This is a genomic window from Streptomyces sp. NPDC051664 (assembly GCF_044453545.1).
GTDB lineage: Bacteria > Actinomycetota > Actinomycetes > Streptomycetales > Streptomycetaceae > Streptomyces.
Window position 1 is genome coordinate 251,838 of the sequence record NZ_JBITCU010000009.1, and the last position, 17,034, is coordinate 268,871.

Annotated in this window: 13 protein-coding genes and 1 riboswitch; of the genes, 10 read left to right on the forward strand and 3 right to left on the reverse strand. The window is 68.7% G+C overall.

Features of this window, described 5'->3' with window-relative positions; translation table 11 throughout:
• Nucleotides 1-128: 128 nt before the first annotated feature.
• A riboswitch (cyclic di-AMP (ydaO/yuaA leader) is annotated at nucleotides 129-299 on the forward strand.
• Nucleotides 300-302: 3 nt separating this feature from the next.
• From ACIA8E_RS19560 to ACIA8E_RS19590, 7 genes are all read left to right on the forward strand, one after another.
• Nucleotides 303-1,001, forward strand: coding sequence for a transglycosylase family protein (locus ACIA8E_RS19560; RefSeq protein WP_399299596.1), 699 nt, complete (start codon nucleotides 303-305; stop codon nucleotides 999-1,001).
• 280 nt (nucleotides 1,002-1,281) lie between these two features.
• Nucleotides 1,282-2,562, forward strand: a complete 1,281-nt coding sequence (eno, locus tag ACIA8E_RS19565; protein WP_352265547.1) for a phosphopyruvate hydratase — start codon at nucleotides 1,282-1,284, stop codon at nucleotides 2,560-2,562.
• Between the two features lie 102 nt (nucleotides 2,563-2,664).
• Nucleotides 2,665-3,135, forward strand: a complete 471-nt coding sequence (locus tag ACIA8E_RS19570; RefSeq protein ID WP_399299598.1) for a septum formation initiator family protein — start codon at nucleotides 2,665-2,667, stop codon at nucleotides 3,133-3,135.
• A 70-nt stretch (nucleotides 3,136-3,205) separates the two neighbouring features.
• Entirely contained in the window at nucleotides 3,206-3,814 is a 609-nt protein-coding gene (locus tag ACIA8E_RS19575) for a DUF501 domain-containing protein (protein WP_399299601.1), read from the forward strand.
• Nucleotides 3,811-4,752 carry an exopolyphosphatase gene (locus ACIA8E_RS19580; RefSeq protein ID WP_399299603.1) on the forward strand — a complete coding sequence of 314 codons (942 nt, stop codon included), beginning with the start codon at nucleotides 3,811-3,813 and terminating at the stop codon, nucleotides 4,750-4,752. Before ACIA8E_RS19575 ends, ACIA8E_RS19580 begins: the two co-directional genes overlap by 4 nt.
• A 627-nt stretch (nucleotides 4,753-5,379) precedes the next feature.
• On the forward strand, nucleotides 5,380-6,765 hold the full coding sequence (locus tag ACIA8E_RS19585; RefSeq protein WP_399299606.1) for an NAD(P)/FAD-dependent oxidoreductase: 1,386 nt from the start codon (nucleotides 5,380-5,382) through the stop codon (nucleotides 6,763-6,765).
• A gap of 299 nt (nucleotides 6,766-7,064) precedes the next feature.
• A complete protein-coding gene (locus ACIA8E_RS19590) occupies nucleotides 7,065-8,369 on the forward strand; it encodes a class I SAM-dependent methyltransferase (protein ID WP_399299610.1) in 1,305 nt (434 codons plus the stop codon).
• Between the two features lie 93 nt (nucleotides 8,370-8,462).
• Here ACIA8E_RS19590 and ACIA8E_RS19595 read toward each other — a convergent pair whose 3' ends face one another.
• The 3 genes from ACIA8E_RS19595 to ACIA8E_RS19605 all read right to left on the reverse strand — a co-directional run bounded on the left by ACIA8E_RS19595 (nucleotide 8,463) and on the right by ACIA8E_RS19605 (nucleotide 13,093).
• Nucleotides 8,463-10,988, reverse strand: coding sequence for an ABC transporter permease (locus ACIA8E_RS19595; RefSeq protein ID WP_399299613.1), 2,526 nt, complete (start codon nucleotides 10,986-10,988; stop codon nucleotides 8,463-8,465).
• A gap of 71 nt (nucleotides 10,989-11,059) precedes the next feature.
• Nucleotides 11,060-11,830 carry an ABC transporter ATP-binding protein gene (locus tag ACIA8E_RS19600; RefSeq protein WP_093776545.1) on the reverse strand — a complete coding sequence of 257 codons (771 nt, stop codon included), beginning with the start codon at nucleotides 11,828-11,830 and terminating at the stop codon, nucleotides 11,060-11,062.
• A gap of 243 nt (nucleotides 11,831-12,073) precedes the next feature.
• On the reverse strand, nucleotides 12,074-13,093 hold the full coding sequence (locus ACIA8E_RS19605) for a LacI family DNA-binding transcriptional regulator (RefSeq protein WP_399299616.1): 1,020 nt from the start codon (nucleotides 13,091-13,093) through the stop codon (nucleotides 12,074-12,076).
• A gap of 222 nt (nucleotides 13,094-13,315) precedes the next feature.
• Here ACIA8E_RS19605 and ACIA8E_RS19610 point away from each other — a divergent pair, with 222 nt between their 5' ends.
• From ACIA8E_RS19610 to ACIA8E_RS19620, 3 genes are all read left to right on the forward strand, one after another.
• Nucleotides 13,316-15,052 (forward strand): ABC transporter substrate-binding protein, encoded by a 1,737-nt coding sequence (locus tag ACIA8E_RS19610; protein ID WP_399299619.1) that lies wholly within the window; start codon nucleotides 13,316-13,318, stop codon nucleotides 15,050-15,052.
• Nucleotides 15,053-15,138: 86 nt separating this feature from the next.
• A complete protein-coding gene (locus tag ACIA8E_RS19615; protein WP_399299621.1) occupies nucleotides 15,139-16,134 on the forward strand; it encodes an ABC transporter permease in 996 nt (331 codons plus the stop codon).
• A complete protein-coding gene (locus tag ACIA8E_RS19620) occupies nucleotides 16,131-17,030 on the forward strand; it encodes an ABC transporter permease (RefSeq protein WP_399299625.1) in 900 nt (299 codons plus the stop codon). Before ACIA8E_RS19615 ends, ACIA8E_RS19620 begins: the two co-directional genes overlap by 4 nt.
• The last annotated feature ends 4 nt before the right edge of the window (nucleotides 17,031-17,034 follow it).

Genomic DNA, 17,034 nt, shown 5'->3' on the forward strand with positions numbered 1-17,034 from the left:
GTAGGGGATGATTGTCAGTTATGTCCGTCTTTGAATGTGGGGGTTGCGTGCGTTTACGGTCGGAACCGCTCGCACCGCGGGCCCCGTCGACCGTCACGCCGAATCCTGCCGTCGGTCGAAGGGAACAGACGCGTAAAGCGCCGTAGGCAGGAGCGGGGGACCCAGGTAAGCGCCGGGCCCGATGGTCGAAAGACCGTCAGGACCGGCTTGGGGTGAAGTCGCACGCTAGGACATGCGACCGGGCAACTCACTTGGCCCGAACCCGACAGCTCACCTCGTAGGCGTCGGTGAGGAGAAGTTGCATGCTGCTGAACAGCAAGGGCAAGCACCGTCGCCCGTCCAAGGCCGTCCGTGTGGCCACGCTCGCCGGTGTCGCCGGTGCCGCCATCGCCGTTCCCCTGATGGGTGCCACGGGCGCCTCCGCCGCCTCCGTCGCCACGTGGGACGCCGTCGCCCAGTGCGAGTCCGGTGGTAACTGGTCCATCAACACCGGCAACGGCTACTACGGCGGCCTGCAGTTCTCGCAGTCCAGCTGGGCTGCCGCCGGCGGCACGCAGTACGCCCCGCGGGCCGACCTGGCCACCAAGGCCCAGCAGATCGCCATCGCCGAGAAGCTCCTCGACATGCAGGGTCCGGGTGCCTGGGGCTGCGCCGGCGCCGGCAACCTGACCAACGACGGTGTCGACCCGGGCGTCGACACCGGCTCCGCCGCCGCGAAGCCGGCCGCACCGAAGCCGGCCGAGCACACCGAGGCCCCCACCGCCTCCCGCTCGGACCGCGGCACCGCCCCCGAGGCCGCGAAGACCGTCACCACGCCGACCGGACAGAAGGTCGCGAAGGGTGACGGCGAGTACAAGGTGAAGGCCGGTGACTCGCTCAGCAAGATCGCCGAGGCGCACAAGGTGAAGGGCGGCTGGCACCAGCTGTTCAAGCTGAACAAGAACATCGTCAAGGACGCCGACCTGATCTTCCCGGGTCAGCAGCTCCACCTGACGAAGTAGTACGAGCCTCAGCAGAAAAGCTCTCTCCTCCCTGAGCACCTCGACCCGGCGCGGATTCCCCCGTACGCGCCGGGTCGGGGTTTCTGCGCTCACCGTTCGACTGTTGTGGTTACTGATCAGTAGATTTCTGAATTTTGCCCGTCTACGGGTGCCCTTGGGTCCTTTTTCGTCCCAGGAGACGGGCGGTCGCCGAACGCAGTGGGCCAAGGCGGTTAGGCTCTTGGCGCAAGGCCAAAGCGACCCTGCACAACCAGCGTCATATCCCAGAAGGAGATGCCTCGTGCCGTCCATCGACGTCGTCGTAGCCCGGGAAATCCTCGACTCCCGCGGAAACCCCACGGTCGAGGTCGAGGTTGGCCTCGACGACGGCAGCACCGGCCGTGCTGCCGTTCCGTCCGGCGCCTCCACCGGTGCGTTCGAGGCCATTGAGCTTCGCGACGGTGACCCCAACCGTTACCACGGCAAGGGCGTCGAGAAGGCCGTCCTCGCCGTGATCGAGCAGATCGGCCCGGAGCTCGTCGGCTACGACGCGACCGAGCAGCGGCTGATCGACCAGGCGATGTTCGACCTGGACGCCACCGAGAACAAGGGCTCGCTCGGCGCCAACGCCATCCTCGGCGTCTCGCTGGCCGTCGCGCACGCCGCCTCCGAGGCCTCGGACCTGCCGCTGTTCCGCTACCTCGGTGGCCCGAACGCGCACCTGCTGCCCGTCCCGATGATGAACATCCTCAACGGTGGGTCGCACGCCGACTCCAACGTGGACATCCAGGAGTTCATGATCGCCCCGATCGGCGCGGAGTCCTTCTCCGAGGCCCTGCGCTGGGGCGCCGAGGTCTACCACACGCTGAAGAAGGTCCTGAAGACGAAGGGCCTGTCGACCGGTCTCGGCGACGAGGGCGGCTTCGCGCCGAACCTGGAGTCGAACCGCGCCGCCCTGGACCTCATCCTCGAGGCCATCAAGGAGGCCGGTTACGCCCCGGGCAAGGACATCGCGCTCGCGCTCGACGTCGCCGCCTCGGAGTTCTACAAGGACGGCAAGTACGAGTTCGAGGGCAAGTCCCGCTCGGCCGCCGAGATGACCGAGTACTACGAGGAGCTCGTCTCCGCGTACCCGCTGGTCTCCATCGAGGACCCGCTGTACGAGGACGACTGGGCCGGCTGGAACGTCATCACCCAGAAGCTCGGCGCCAAGGTGCAGATCGTCGGCGACGACCTGTTCGTCACCAACCCGGAGCGTCTGGCCCGTGGCATCGAGGAGGGCTCCGCCAACGCCCTGCTCGTCAAGGTCAACCAGATCGGTTCGCTGACCGAGACCCTGGATGCCGTCGAGCTGGCCCAGCGCAACGGCTTCAAGTGCATGATGTCCCACCGCTCCGGTGAGACCGAGGACGTCACCATCGCCGACCTCGCCGTCGCGGTGAACTGCGGTCAGATCAAGACCGGCGCCCCGGCCCGCTCGGACCGCGTCGCCAAGTACAACCAGCTGCTGCGCATCGAGGAGATCCTCGACGACGCGGCGGTGTACGCGGGCCGCTCCGCGTTCCCGCGCTTCAAGGGCTGATCGCAGGCCCGTCACGGGTCAAAGGCACCGGCCTCCGTCCGTCCCCGCACTCGGTCCCGTACCGTGTGCGGGGACGGACGTGCGTAGTGGGGAGGCGGAGACATGGCCGCGAAGGACCGGGACCGGTTCTCCACCGCGACCCGGCTGCGGCTGCTCGGAGAGCAGACCGCCGCCCGCGTCTACCGGTCCCAGAACCGCCGTCAGGCCCGCCGCTCCCGGCTCACCGGCCGGGCCGCTTTCCTCGCCCTTGTCGTCTGCTCCCTGGTGGTGGCGCTCGCGTACCCGATGCGGCAGTACGTGTCGCAGCGCGACGAGATCGCCGACCAGGAGCGGCTGGCGCAGGAGGCGGAGGCGCGGACCGAGGAGCTCCGCGACGAGAAGGCGCGCCTCCAGGACGACGCGTACATCCGGCGGCTGGCCCGGGAGCATCTGCACTACGTCCTCCCCGGAGAGACCGGTTACATCGTGGTCGACCCGGACGCGGCCAAGGAGCGCAGCGGAGGGTCGGAGGAGACCGATCGGCCGTGGCACTCGAACCTGTGGGACGGCGTGGACTCCGCCGACCGCTACTGACCTCTTCTCCTTTTCTCCTGATCCTCTGCGGAACCGCAGTTCAAGCATCCCGAGTAGAACCAAGGCAGGCATGGAAACGCCCCCTCCCCAGACCGAATCCACCACGCCCACCGAGGCGGACATCGCCGCGTTCCAGCAGCAGCTCGGCCGCCCGCCGCGCGGACTGCGCGCGATCGCGCACCGCTGCCCGTGCGGCAACCCGGACGTGGTCGAGACGCAGCCCCGGCTGGAGGACGGTACGCCGTTCCCGACGACGTACTACCTGACGTGCCCGCGCGCGGCTTCCGCGATCGGAACGCTGGAGGCGAACGGCGTCATGAAGGAGATGACGGAGCGTCTGGCCACGGACCCGGAGCTGGCGGCGGCGTACCGCAATGCGCACGAGGACTACATCGCCCGGCGTGACGCGATCGAGGTGCTGGAGGGCTTCCCCAGTGCGGGGGGCATGCCGGACCGGGTGAAATGCCTGCATGTGCTGGTCGGACACTCGCTGGCGGCGGGGCCGGGCGTGAATCCGCTGGGGGACGAGGCGATTGCGATGCTGCCGGAGTGGTGGCGCAAGGGGCCGTGCGTGACGCCGTGCGAACCCGCGGCCGAGGCCGGCACATCAACCCCGTCCGGCGACCCCGGACCGGGGTCCGGCGCGGAGCCCCAGGCATCACGACAGGAGCGTCCATGACCCGCGTAGCCGCCATCGACTGCGGAACCAACTCCATCCGGCTGCTCGTCGCCGACGCCGACCCTGCCACCGGTGAGCTCACCGAGCTCGACCGGCGGATGGAGATCGTCCGGCTCGGGCAGGGCGTGGACCGCACCGGCAGGCTCGCCCCCGAAGCGCTGGAGCGGACCTTCGCCGCCTGCCGCCGGTACGAGGCCGTCATCAAGGAGCACGGCGCGGAGAAGCTCCGCTTCGTCGCCACCTCCGCCTCCCGGGACGCGGAGAACAGGGACGAGTTCGTCCGCGGCGTGCTGGACATCCTCGGCGTCGAGCCCGAGGTGATCAGCGGCGACCAGGAGGCGCAGTTCTCCTTCGAGGGCGCCACCAAGGAGCTCGCGGGCCGGGACCATCTCGCCAAGCCGTATCTGGTGGTCGACATCGGCGGCGGTTCCACCGAGTTCGTCGTCGGCGGCGACCGGGTACTGGCCTCGCGGTCCGTGGACATCGGCTGCGTACGGATGACGGAGCGCCACCTCGTACGCGACGGTGTCGTCACCGACCCGCCCACACTGGGTCAGATCACCGCGATCCGCGCGGACATCGACGCCGCCCTGGACCTCGCCGAGGAGAGCGTCCCGCTCACCGAGGCCGCCACGCTCGTCGGCCTCGCCGGCACCGTCACCACCGTGGCCGCGATCGCTCTGGGACTGCAGGAGTACGACTCCGAGGCGATCCACCACTCGCGGATCTCCTTCGAGCAGGTCCAGGAGATCACCGGGCGGCTCGTCACCTCGACCCACGCCGAGCGCGCCGCGATTCCCGCGATGCACCCGGGGCGCGTCGATGTGATCACCTCCGGGGCGCTCGTCCTGCTGGCCGTGATGAAGCGGACCGGGGCCCGCGAGGTCGTCGTCAGCGAGCACGACATCCTGGACGGAATCGGCTGGTCGATCGCCTGAGGGCTGTCACGTGATCCCTGGTGGATCAGGGCGCGGCGTCGGATGCGGTGCATCGCGAGGCGGAGGGGCGCCATCGTGCTGGGCGTATTCGGGCGTTCCGACAACGCCGTGAGGTGCCGTAGCTGTCGTCGTACGCCCGCCAGGGATTACCGGGACAGCCCTTGGCCGGGCGGCCGGGCAGGGGTGGGTACGAGCGTGGCCGGTGTCGCGCTCATGCGCACTCCCGCCTGCACCTTTGAGCCCTCGTCGGCTCCTCGTGGACCCTTCGCGGACCCCCTCCGGAGACACGCCGCGACGAAGTTCGTGAACTTCTTCACAAGGAATTCGGCACTCCGGACCACACTTCTGCTCCGTACGGGCTTCCACGTCCGCCGACGGGCCCGCCCGCCGTGCATGCGGCACGGTTTCGGGCGTGTTTCGAGGGGGTGGGGGAAGGGGGTGGTCCACGGTGCTCGCGGGGCTCAAGAGCCTGCTCACAAGCGGTGAACAACGTTCGCCCCGGCGCGGTGGTTCCCTCGCGCCGCCATGACCTCGGTCACGTGGGCGGCGGAGTGTAGCAGAGGGTGGGGAATACCTTGTGAAGGGGCTCACGAGCGTGCCCCCCGGGTGGGGTGGATACTCGATGGCATGAGCACCACGGAGCGTCCCAGGATCCTCGTAGTAGGCGGTGGGTACGTAGGCCTGTACGCAGCTCGGCGCATTCTGAAGAAGATGCGCTACGGCGAGGCGACCGTCACGGTCGTCGACCCCCGGTCGTACATGACCTACCAGCCCTTCCTCCCCGAAGCCGCCGCCGGCAGCATCTCGCCTCGGCATGTCGTCGTCCCGCTGCGACGCGTACTGCCGAAGGCCGAGGTTCTCACCGGCCGCGTCACGACCATCGATCAGGACCGCAAGGTCGCCACGGTCGCGCCGCTCGTCGGCGAGGCCTACGAGCTGCCCTTCGACTACCTGGTCATCGCGATGGGCGCGGTCTCCCGCACCTTCCCGATCCCCGGCCTGGCCGAACAGGGCATCGGCATGAAGGGCATCGAGGAGGCCATCGGCCTGCGCAACCACGTTCTCGAGCAGCTGGACAAGGCCGACTCGACGACCGATGAGGACGTCCGCCGCAGGGCGTTGACGTTCGTCTTCGTGGGCGGCGGCTTCGCCGGTGCGGAAACCATCGGCGAGGTCGAGGACATGGCCCGCGACGCGGCCAAGTACTACACGAGCGTGAAGCGCGAGGACATGCGCTTCGTCCTCGTCGACGCCGCCGACAAGATCCTTCCCGAGGTCGGCCCGAAGCTGGGCACCTGGGGCCGGGAGCACCTGGAGTCCCGTGGTGTCGAGGTCTTCCTCTCGACCTCCATGGACTCCTGCGTCGACGGTCACGTCGTCCTGAAGAACGGCCTCGAGGTCGACTCCAACACCATCGTGTGGACGGCCGGCGTGAAGCCGAACCCGGCGCTGGCCCGCTTCGGCCTGCCGCTCGGTCCGCGCGGTCACGTGGACACCTCCGAGAAGCTTCAGGTGCAGGGCACCGACTACATCTGGGCCGCGGGCGACAACGCCCAGGTTCCGGACATGGTCGGCCGCAAGGCCGGCAACCCGAACGCCTGGTGCCCGCCGAACGCCCAGCACGCACTGCGTCAGGCCAAGGTTCTCGGCGACAACGTCATCTCCGGGATGCGCGGCTTCCCGCAGAAGGACTACAGCCACGCCAACAAGGGTGCGGTCGCCGGTCTCGGCCTGCACAAGGGCGTCGCGATGATCGTCATGGGCAAGGTGAAGATCAAGCTCAAGGGCCGTCTCGCCTGGTACATGCACCGTGGCTACCACGGCGTGGCGATGCCGACCTGGAACCGTAAGATCCGGATCTTCGCCGACTGGACCCTTGCGATGTTCCTCAAGCGCGAGGTCGTCTCGCTCGGCGCCATGGAGACGCCGCGCGAGGAGTTCTACGAGGCCGCCAAGCCGGCTCCGGCTCCGGCCGCCGCCAAGGCCGAGGGCGAGAAGGCCAACGCCTCCTAGTCCAATCGCGGATGCTCGCATCCGCGCAGCTTGTGCATGACCCCGAAGGGGCCGTCCGCCATCCGTGGTGCGGGCGGCCCCTTCGGCGTGCCCGGGGAGGGGCCGGCCCTTCGACCCGGTAAGTGCATGTGGACTACAGGTATTTTGCCGATCCGTTGCTCCGCTGCGGGATGGCGTTGGCGCCGGAGAGTGTTGACGGGGGTGTACCTCGTCGTGGCACCACGGGTGCAGGGCGTGGTTCACGGCATGTTTGGGCATGTTCGGGCACGTTGGGAAACACCATTACGGAGGTGTACGCCATGGCAGACGCCGCGTTGCGGCTGACCGCTCTCGCCGAGGAGTTGCTGGGAGAACCCGTACCGGTCCGGATCCGGGCCTGGGACGGCAGTGAATCCGGACCGCCAGGTGCCCCCGTACTCGTCGTCCGGAACCGCCGGGCGCTGCGCAGGCTGCTCTGGAAGCCGGGCGAACTGGGCCTGGCCCGCGCCTGGGTGGCGGGCGAACTCGACATCGAAGGCGATCTGTACGAGACCCTGGACCGGATGGCCGGGCTGCTCTGGGAGCGCGGGGCGGACGCGAAGGACGCCGTCCACCCGATCCGGGACCCCAAGGTGCGGGCCGCCGCCCGCGGCCTGCTGCAGCTGGCCGGGCCCTGGCCGCCCCCGCCCCCGCCCGCCGAGGAGGTCCGCCGCCGCACGGGCCCCCTCCACACCAGGCGCCGCGACAAGGAGGCCATCAGCCACCACTACGACGTGGGCAATGACTTCTACGAACTGGTCCTCGGCCCGTCCATGGTCTACTCCTGCGCCTACTGGGAGGACGACGGCAGCCTCGAGGACGCACAGCGCGACAAGCTCGATCTGGTCTGCCGCAAGCTCGCCCTGAAGGAGGGCGACCGCCTCCTCGACGTCGGTTGCGGCTGGGGCTCCATGGCCATGCACGCGGCCCGCGAGTACGGCGCCCAGGTCACCGGAGTGACCCTCTCCACCGAGCAGGCCGCGTTCGCCCGCAAACGCATCGCCGAAGAGGGCCTGACGGACCGGATCGAGATCCGGGTCCAGGACTACCGGGACGTCAGGGACGGCCCGTACGACGCCATCTCGTCGATCGGCATGGCCGAGCACGTCGGTTCGGTCCGCTACCGCGAATACGCAGACAGCCTCTACGCACTGCTCAGGCCCGGCGGCCGGCTGCTCAACCACCAGATCGCCCGCCGCCCCGAGAAGGACGAGTCCGCGTACCACGTGGACGAGTTCATCGACGCGTACGTCTTCCCGGACGGCGAACTCGCGCCGGTGGGCCGGACTGTCGCAACGCTCGAGGAAGCGGGCTTCGAAGCCCGTGACGTCGAGTCGATCCGCGAACACTACGCACTCACCCTGCGCGGCTGGGTCGCCAACCTGGAGAAGCACTGGGCCCGCGCCGTCACCATGACCACGCCCGGCCGGGCCAGGGTCTGGCGGCTCTACATGGCGGCCTCCGCGCTCTCCTTCGAGCACAACAAGATCGGCGTCAACCAGATCCTCGTGGTGCGTCCCATGGACGGCGGGGCGTCCCGGATGCCGTTGCGCGCCCGCGAATGGAAGGCCTCCGCGGCCGACTGATCGCATACGGATGCAGAGAGGGCCGGTACCCGCAGCTCCAGCTTGCGGGTACCGGCCCTCCGTATCAGGGGCCGGCCATCAGTGGCTCACTCGCTACTCCGTCTTGATCGCCGTCAGCATGTTCAGCTTCGCTGCGCTGCGGGCCGGCCAGAGCGAGGCCAGCACGCCCACCAGCGCTGCCAGTACCAGGAAGACCGCGATCCGGTCCCACGGGATCACCAGGGCGTAGCCCGGGATGGAGGAGGCCAGCGTCCGGCCGATCGCCCAGCCGAGGAACGTACCGAGCGCGACCCCGACCACCGCACCGAAGACCGAGATGACCACGGCCTCCAGCCGGATCATGCGCTTGACCTTGCGCCGGTCCAGCCCGATCGCCCGCAGCATGCCGATCTCCTGCTGGCGCTCGAAGACCGACATCGCCAGGGTGTTGATGACCCCGAGCACCGCGATGATCAGGGCCATCGCCAACAGTCCGTACATGATGTTCAGCGCCGTGCTGATGAAGCCGCCGAACATGTCCCGGATGTCCTGACGGTCCATCACGGACATCGCCGGGTTGTCACCCAGGGCGTCGACCACGGCCTGCTCGTTGGCCTTGGACGCGCCGCCGTCCGTCTTCAGCCAGATCTCGCGGATGTCCGGGCGGCTCTGGTGCGCGTCCAGGATGTTCTTCGGCATCAGGACGGGCGAGAGGAACTCGTTCTCCTCGTAGACCGCACCGATCTGCAGGGTGCCCTTCTTGTCGTCGTCGTACGTCACCGGGAGCGAGGTGCCGGGCTTCCAGCCGTTGGATTTCGCGGTCTTGTCGCCGACGGCGATCTCGCCGTCGGCGAGCGAATCCAGCGAACCGGAGACCGTCTTCACGGAGAAGACCTTCTGCACATCGCCCGGCGTCACCCCGGACGCCGCGTGGTAGGCGCCCTCGACCCTGATGGAGGCGGCCTGCTGGGGCGAGACCGCGGAGACGGCGTCGGACTTCTCCAGGGCGGTGAGTGCCGACTCGTCGAGCGAGTCGCCGCTCGCCATCGAGATCATGTAGTCGGCCTTGATGTTGTCCGTCGTCATCCGGTCGACGGCCTGGCCGAGCGTGACGCCGAGCACCGAGATGCCGGTGACGAGGGTGAGGCCGATCGCGAGCGCGGAGGCCGTTGCTCCGGTACGCCGGGGGTTACGGACCGCGTTCTGCGCGGCCAGCTTGCCGGAGACGCCGAACAGCTTCAGCAGCAGCGGCCGCACCAGCGCGATGACCGGCCGCGACAGCAGCGGGATCAGCACGATGACACCGATCAGTGCCACGAAGGCGCCGGCCCCGATGATGGTCCGGCCGTCCGAACCGGCCGCCGCACCCGCGACGATCCCGGCCGCACCGAGCAGGGTGAGCACCCCGCCGATCGAGTTCCGCACGACCAGCGACTTGGTGGTGGCCACCGCGTGGACGCTGCTCATCGCGGCCACCGGCGCGATCTTCGCGGCGCGGCGGGCGGGCAGCCAGGCGGCCAGCACGGTGATCAGGATGCCGACGCCGAGCGCGGCGCCGACCGCGACGGGGGAGATCACCAGCGGACCGGCCGGGATCTTCCCGCCGATCAGGCTCATCGCCGAGCGCAGTCCGGTGGCGAGACCGAGACCGAGCAGGAAGCCGATCACCGAGGCGAGCGCGCCGACCACGGCCGCTTCGAGGAGTACGGACCGCTTGACCTGGCGACGGGAGGCGCCGACGGCGCGCAGCAGCGCCAGTTCCTTGGTGCGCTGGGCGACCAGCATGGTGAACGTGTTGGCGATCAGGAAGACGCCGACGAACAGGGCGATGGCCGCGAACGCGAGCAGCATCGTGTTGAGGTTGCCCAGGCCGTCCTCGATCTGCTTCGCCTGGTCATCGGCGAGGACCTTGCCGGTCCTGGCGGTGGCTTCCTTGGGCAGCAGCGGCTCCACCGCGTCCAGCAGTTTCCGGTCGGAGGCGCCGGCCGCGGCGGTGACGGTGACGTCCTGGAACCAGCCGGGCTTCAGATAGAGCTGCTGGGCGACCGGGGTGTCGAAGAGGACCAGGCTGCCGCCCGCGTTGACCGCGCCGTCCTCGGTGGTGAAGATCCCGGAGAGGGTGTACTCCTTCACCGGCCCGTTCGTGGCGACCCTGATCCGGTCGCCGACCTCGTACGTGCCCTTCTTCGCGGTCTCCTTGTCGAGCGCGATCCGGCCGTCGCCGACCGGGCCCGTGCCGTCGACGAAGGTGTACGAGGCGTCCTTGCCGTCCGTGCCGGGGGAGAAGTTGCCGCCGGTGTTGGACCAGCCGTTGCCGATCAGCTTGCCGCCCGGGTCGGCGACCCCGGCGAATCCGGAGACCCGGCCGGTGGCAGTGGCCACCCCGTCCAGGGACTGGATCTTCTTCAGTGTGGCCGCGTCGATGCCGGACGACTTTTCGTCGCGTCGGTCGGCGTGGGTGGTGACGGCGACGGCGACGTCGTCGTAACTCTTCGCCGACTGGTTGCGGAAGGCGTTGCCGAGGGTGTCGGTGAAGACCAGGGTGCCGGAGACAAAGGCCACGCCGAGCATCACGGCGAGCACGGTCATCAGCAGCCTGGCCTTGTGCGCGAGCACATTGCGCAGGGCGGTACGGAACATGTCTGTCAGTCCTGGGATGGGGGCCGGAAGCGGGAACGGGGAAGGCGGTGGGTGCGCAGCTGGAACGGCGCTCAGCTGGTGCGGCCCTTGGAGTCGAACGCCTTCATCCGGTCCAGCACCCCGTCCGCGGTGGGGCGCACCATCTGGTCGACGATCGCCCCGTCCGCGAGGAAGATCACCCGGTCCGCGTAGGAGGCGGCGACCGGGTCGTGCGTCACCATCACCACGGTCTGGCCCAGCTCGCGCACCGAGTTGCGCAGGAAGCCCAGGACTTCGGCGCCGGAGCGGGAGTCCAGGTTCCCGGTGGGCTCGTCACCGAAGATGATCTCCGGCCGGGAGGCCAGGGCGCGGGCCACCGCGACGCGCTGCTGCTGGCCGCCGGAGAGTTCGGTCGGCCGGTGCTTGAGCCGGTCGGACAGGCCCACCATGTCGATCACCCCACGCAGCCAGTCGGCGTCCGGCTTACGGCCCGCGATGTCCATCGGCAGGGTGATGTTCTCCAGTGCGGTCAGCGTCGGCAGCAGGTTGAACGCCTGGAAGATGAAGCCGATCTTGTCCCGGCGCAGCTGGGTGAGCTGCTTGTCCTTGAGGGAGCCGAGCTCCGTCTCGCCGAGCCGTACCGAACCGCTGCTGAAGCTGTCGAGGCCTGCCACGCAGTGCATCAGCGTGGACTTGCCGGAGCCCGACGGACCCATGATCGCGGTGAACTCGCCCTGCGGGAAGTCCACGGTGACCCGGTCCAGGGCGGTCACCTTGGTCTCGCCCTCTCCGTAGATCTTCGACAGTTCCGTGGCGCGGGCGGCCACCGCGGTGGCGCGGTGAGCGGTGGACATGGTGGTCACGGGAGACTCCTGGGTCGGGGCTCGGTTCAGGTACGGGGCCTTCTGCAAGGCACCGCTTCATCCTCTCCGCCGATTCGCCACCGGTCGTCAGTCCCCGTGCCCGTTCCGGAGGCCCTCTTGAGTCGCATCGGCGGGGCAGGCGCGTCCTCCTGCGGTATGACGGCGACCCTGAGGACGTACCGCGCACGTCACAGCCGGGACGTCACCTCCGGCACGTCGCGCCGGCCGCCCCGCACCCGGCGGTCAGCGCGGCGGCGCCGTGGAGCCGCGCGGGACGAGGCGGGCGGCGGAGTCCTCGAATCCGGGCGCGCTGCCCTCCGTGACCAGCGCCATCAGGGTGCGCGCCGCATGACTTCCGTAGGCCGGGATGTCCCGGCTCAGCGCGGTCAGCGGTGGCCGGACCACCCGGGAGAGCTGGGAGTCGTCCCAGGCGACCAGGGAGAGGTCGCCGGGGACGTCGAGCCCCATCTCCTGGGCGACCGAGAGACCCGCGACGGCCATGATGTCGTTGTCGTAGATGACGGCGGTGGGCCGCGCGGCGGAGCTGATCAGCCGCCGGGTGGCGTGTGCCCCGTCGTCGCCGGAGTAGTCGGTGTGGACGATCAGCGGTTCGCCCAGACCCAGTTCGGCGCAGATCTCGCGCTGGGCCCGGTCGCGCAGCTGCGTGTGGATCAGATCGGGGAGCCCCGCCACCCGGGCGACGGACCGGTGGCCCAGCGCGGTCAGATACGTGAGGGTGTCGCGCACCGCCGCCGAGTCGTCCGACCATACGGAAGTGAGCGGGCCTGCCGCCGAGGGGTGGCCGATCACCACGGCAGGCATCCCGAGTTCGGTGACGCCCTCGATCCGCGGGTCGGGGCTGCGCAGGTCGGCGAGGAACACCCCGTCCACCCGGCCCTCGCCCCACCAGCGGCGGTACACCTCCAGCTCCTGCGCGGGATCGTCGACGACCTGGAGCAGCAGGGCGCAGCCGCGCGGGGAGAGCTCGCTCTCGATGCCGCTGATCAGCTCCATGAAGAACGGCTCCATGCCGAGCAGCCGGGCGGGCCGGCACAGCGCGAGGCCGACGGCGTCGGCGCGGGCCCGGGTCAGAGCGCGGGCGGCGCTGTTGGGACGCCAGCCGATCTCCTGCGCGATGGCCTTGATCGAGGCGCGGGTCGCCGTGGAGACCCCCGGCCGGTCGTTCAGCGCGTACGACACCGCGACCTTTGAGACCCCGGCGCGGCGCGCGATGTCCGCGATCGTAGGACGGTGTTTGGGCATGCGACCTCGCTTAACCGGTTCCTGTTCCTCAGCCATCCTAATGACCGATTCTGCTGCCTGCGATCTCCCGACGAAGGTCGATGATCGCTCAACTGGCCTGAAAAATAAAGGAATGGGAGCGCTCCCGCTCCCTTGACACGGCCTCTCGGTGGTCTTAACTTCACGGCACTTACCCGGTTCAGTAACTCCGCTCGGCAGGGATGGCGGGGAAAGGGAGAGATGATGGGTACGGGATTCCGGGGACGGATCGCGACCACGCTCGCCGTGATCGGACTCGCCGCCACCGCGTGCACGGGAGGCGGCTCCTCGTCGGGTGGTTCGGGCGGCTCCGGCGGCGGTTCGGGCGGCGCGCTTCCGCGTAACGAGACGCTCTACACGACCGGTACGCAGTGGGGGCCGCCGGCCAACTACAACCCGCTGCACGACTGGGACCACGCGACCGGCACCAAGGGTCTGGTCTACGAGACGCTGTTCCACTTCGATCCCGAGGCGGGCAAGCTGACGCCCTGGCTGGCCCGGTCCGGCAGCTGGACCGACGACAAGACCTATGAGCTGAAGCTGCGACCGGGCATCACCTGGTCCGACGGCAAGCCGCTCACCGCCCAGGACGTCGCCTACTCCTACGGGATCGGCAAGATCGAGGCGTCGTCCTTCCACAACCTGTGGACCTGGCTCGACAAGGCGGAGGCGGTGGACGCCACCACCGTCCGCTTCACCTTCAAGCAGGCCCGGTACCAGGAATGGGACTTCACGCTCTACGGCCGTCCGATCGTCCCTGAGCACATCTGGAGCAAGCGCTCGGACAAGGAAGTCCTCGACGGTGTCAACGACAAGCCGGTGGGAACCGGGGCGTACACCCTCAAGAGTCACACCCAGGACCGTGTCGTGTGGCAGCGGCGCGACGACTGGTGGGGAGTCAAGACGCTCCGCATGAAGCCGGCCCCCCGCTACATCGTCGACGTCTCCAACCCCAGCAACGAAGTGGTCATCGGCCAGCTGGGCCAGGGCCAGCTGGACCTGAGCAACAACTTCCTGCCGGGCGCCTCCTCGCTGATCAAGAGCAAGAAGGTCGTCTCGTACTACGACAAGCCGCCCTACATGCTCTCCGCCAACACCGCCTGGCTGGTGCCCAACACCAAGAAGAAGCCGATGAACGACGCGGCCTTCCGCAAGGCGCTCGCCGCGTCCGTCGACGTCGGGAAGATCGTCAAGGGGGTGTACGGAGAGCTGGTCAAGCCCGCCGACCCGACCGGGCTGCTCCCGCAGTGGAACCAGTTCGTCGACCAGGACCTGGTGGCGAAGGAGGGCTTCTCCTACGACACGGGCAAGGCCGAGCAGATCCTCGCCGACGCCGGGTACAAGGACACCGACGGCGACGGGTTCGTGGAGAACACGGACGGCTCGAAGATCAGCCTCAAGCTGGCCGTGCCGACCGGCTGGACCGACTGGATGGAGGCCGCGAAGGTCATCGCCGCCTCGGGCAAGGCCGCGGGCATCCGGATCACCACCGAGTTCCCCGACCAGAACGCCCTCAACGAGCAGCGCGGCAAGGGCGATTTCGACCTCGTCATCAACAACGAGCGCCAGCTCTCCAACACCCCGTGGACGTACTACGAGTACATGTTCCAGCTGCCGGTCCAGAAGCAGCAGAACACGGTCAACTTCGGCCGGTACGAGAACAAGGAAGCCTGGAAGCTGGTTCAGCAGCTCGGCGGGGTGAAGACCGACGACACCGAGGGTATGAAGCAGGTCATCTCCAAGATCCAGGACATCCAGCTCAAGGAGATGCCGGTCATCCCGCTCTGGTACAACGGCCTCTGGTCGCAGTCCACCACCGGGACCTGGACCAACTGGCCGTCGGACGCCTCGGGAGCACCCAAGTACGCCCCCGCCCTGTGGCGCAACTGGCTGGAGATGGGCGGCTTTGAAGCGCTCACGCAGCTCAAGCCTGCCAAGTGACACGGCCGTTCTGATTCCATGACCGCCCCGCCGTGCGCGCGCCCTGGCCGCTGTCCGCACGGCGGGGCTCTCCCCGGGGAGCCCCCTTGCGCCGCTACTTCGCCAGAAAACTCCTGATCTACGCGCTGACCTTCGTCGTCGCCGTCACCGTCAACTGGATGATCCCGCGCTTCATGCCAGGTGACCCGGTGTCGGCCATGGTGGCCCGCGCCCGGGTCTCCCAGCCTGAGGCCGTCGAGGCGATGCGCTCCTACTACAACGATCTGTTCGGCTTCGACGAGCCGGTCTGGCAGCAGTATCTGCACTTCTGGAGTGCCCTCCTGCGGGGCGACTTCGGTCTTTCCATCTGGGTCTTCCCCAAGCCCGTCGCGGACGTCCTGCTCGACGCGCTCCCGTACACCCTGGGTCTGATGATCCCGGCCATCCTGCTCAGCTGGTTCGTCGGCAACTGGGCCGGCGCCCTCGCGGCCCGCCGCAAGGTCCTGGACAACACACTGCTCCCGGCCGGATACCTGCTGACCGCGATGCCGTACATGTGGATCGCCGTCATCCTCGCCTGGGCGCTGGGCTCCAAGGCCGGCTGGTTCCCCCTCTCGGGCGGCTACAGCCTGAACATCCAGCCGAGCTACAGCATCGACTTCGTCGTCGACCTGCTGCAGCACTGGGTGCTGCCCTTCCTCTCCCTCTTCCTGGTCGCGCTCGGCGGCTGGGCGATCGGCATGCGCAACATGATCATTTACGAGCTGGAGTCCGACTACTCGTCCTATCTGTCGGCCCTCGGTGCACCGCAGCGCCTCATCCGCCGCTACGCCTTCCGCAACGCCGTACTGCCCCAGATCACCGGCCTCGCGCTCCAGTTGGGTGTCCTGGTGGCCGGAGCGCTCGTCACCGAGATCGTCTTCGCCTATCCCGGCCTCGGCTCCCTCATCCTGGCGGCGATCCAGAACCAGGACTTCTTCCTGCTCCAGGGTGCCTTCCTGTTCATCGTCATCGGAGTGCTGATCGCCAACTTCCTCATCGACATCGTGTACGTCGTCGTCGACCCCCGCACCCGTACCGGCATGGCAGGAGGCCAGTCGTGAGCACCGTGCCCGAACCGGCCACCGACACCGTCGCCGTGCCCGCGTCCCAGCCCACCCGCGAGACGCTCCACTACGCCCTGCGCAACCCCAAACTGCTCATCGGCTTCACGGTCGTCGCGCTGCTCCTGGTCGTCGGCATCATCGGCCCGCCGCTGCTCGACAACGCCGACCCCAACGAGTACGTGGGACCGCAGGCCGCACCGCCGGACGGGACGTACTGGATGGGCACCACCACCTTCGGTCAGGACGTGTACGCGCAGTTCGTGCACGGACTGCGCGCCACCTTCCTGGTGGGCGTAGTCGGCGGAGCCATCGCCGCCGTCATCGCCATGCTCGTCGGATTCCTCGCCGGCTACCGCGGCGGAGTCGTCGACGAGATCCTCAACATGGTCACCAACGTGGTGCTGGTCCTGCCCGCCCTCGCCGTCCTGCTGATCATCAACGCCTATCTCGGGGTGCGGTCCGTCGCCGTGCAGGGACTGTTCATCGGACTCACCTCATGGCCATGGGCTGCGCGCGCGATCCGTGCGCAGACCTTCTCGCTGCGCACCCGGGAGTTCGTCGACCTGGCCCGGCTCAGCGGCTGCTCGACCTGGCGGATCGTCTTCCGCGAGATCGCGCCCAACATGAGCTCGTACCTCTTCATGATGTTCATCCTGCTCTTCGGCGGCTCCATCCTGATCGCCTCCTCACTGGACTTCATCGGGCTCGGCCCCACCGAGGGCGTCTCGCTCGGGCTGATGCTGCAGAGCGCGCAGCAGTGGAGCGCACTCCAACTCGGTATGTGGTGGTGGTTCGTTCCGCCCGGTGCCGGGATCACCGCGATCGTGGGCGCGCTCTACGTCGCCAATGTCGGCCTCGACGAGGTCTTCAACCCGAAGCTGAGGGAGGCCTGAACAC

What these genes read in the sequence shown, in the direction of transcription:
- ACIA8E_RS19585 (WP_399299606.1), top strand. Translation starts at nt 5,380, where the DNA reads ATGAGCACCACGGAGCGTCCCAGGATCCTCGTAGTAGGCGGTGGGTAC.
- ACIA8E_RS19570 (WP_399299598.1), top strand. Translation starts at nt 2,665, where the DNA reads ATGGCCGCGAAGGACCGGGACCGGTTCTCCACCGCGACCCGGCTGCGG.
- ACIA8E_RS19605 (WP_399299616.1), bottom strand. Translation starts at nt 13,093, where the DNA reads ATGCCCAAACACCGTCCTACGATCGCGGACATCGCGCGCCGCGCCGGG.
- ACIA8E_RS19610 (WP_399299619.1), top strand. Translation starts at nt 13,316, where the DNA reads ATGGGTACGGGATTCCGGGGACGGATCGCGACCACGCTCGCCGTGATC.
- ACIA8E_RS19590 (WP_399299610.1), top strand. Translation starts at nt 7,065, where the DNA reads ATGGCAGACGCCGCGTTGCGGCTGACCGCTCTCGCCGAGGAGTTGCTG.
- ACIA8E_RS19595 (WP_399299613.1), bottom strand. Translation starts at nt 10,988, where the DNA reads ATGTTCCGTACCGCCCTGCGCAATGTGCTCGCGCACAAGGCCAGGCTG.
- ACIA8E_RS19575 (WP_399299601.1), top strand. Translation starts at nt 3,206, where the DNA reads ATGGAAACGCCCCCTCCCCAGACCGAATCCACCACGCCCACCGAGGCG.
- ACIA8E_RS19560 (WP_399299596.1), top strand. Translation starts at nt 303, where the DNA reads ATGCTGCTGAACAGCAAGGGCAAGCACCGTCGCCCGTCCAAGGCCGTC.
- ACIA8E_RS19580 (WP_399299603.1), top strand. Translation starts at nt 3,811, where the DNA reads ATGACCCGCGTAGCCGCCATCGACTGCGGAACCAACTCCATCCGGCTG.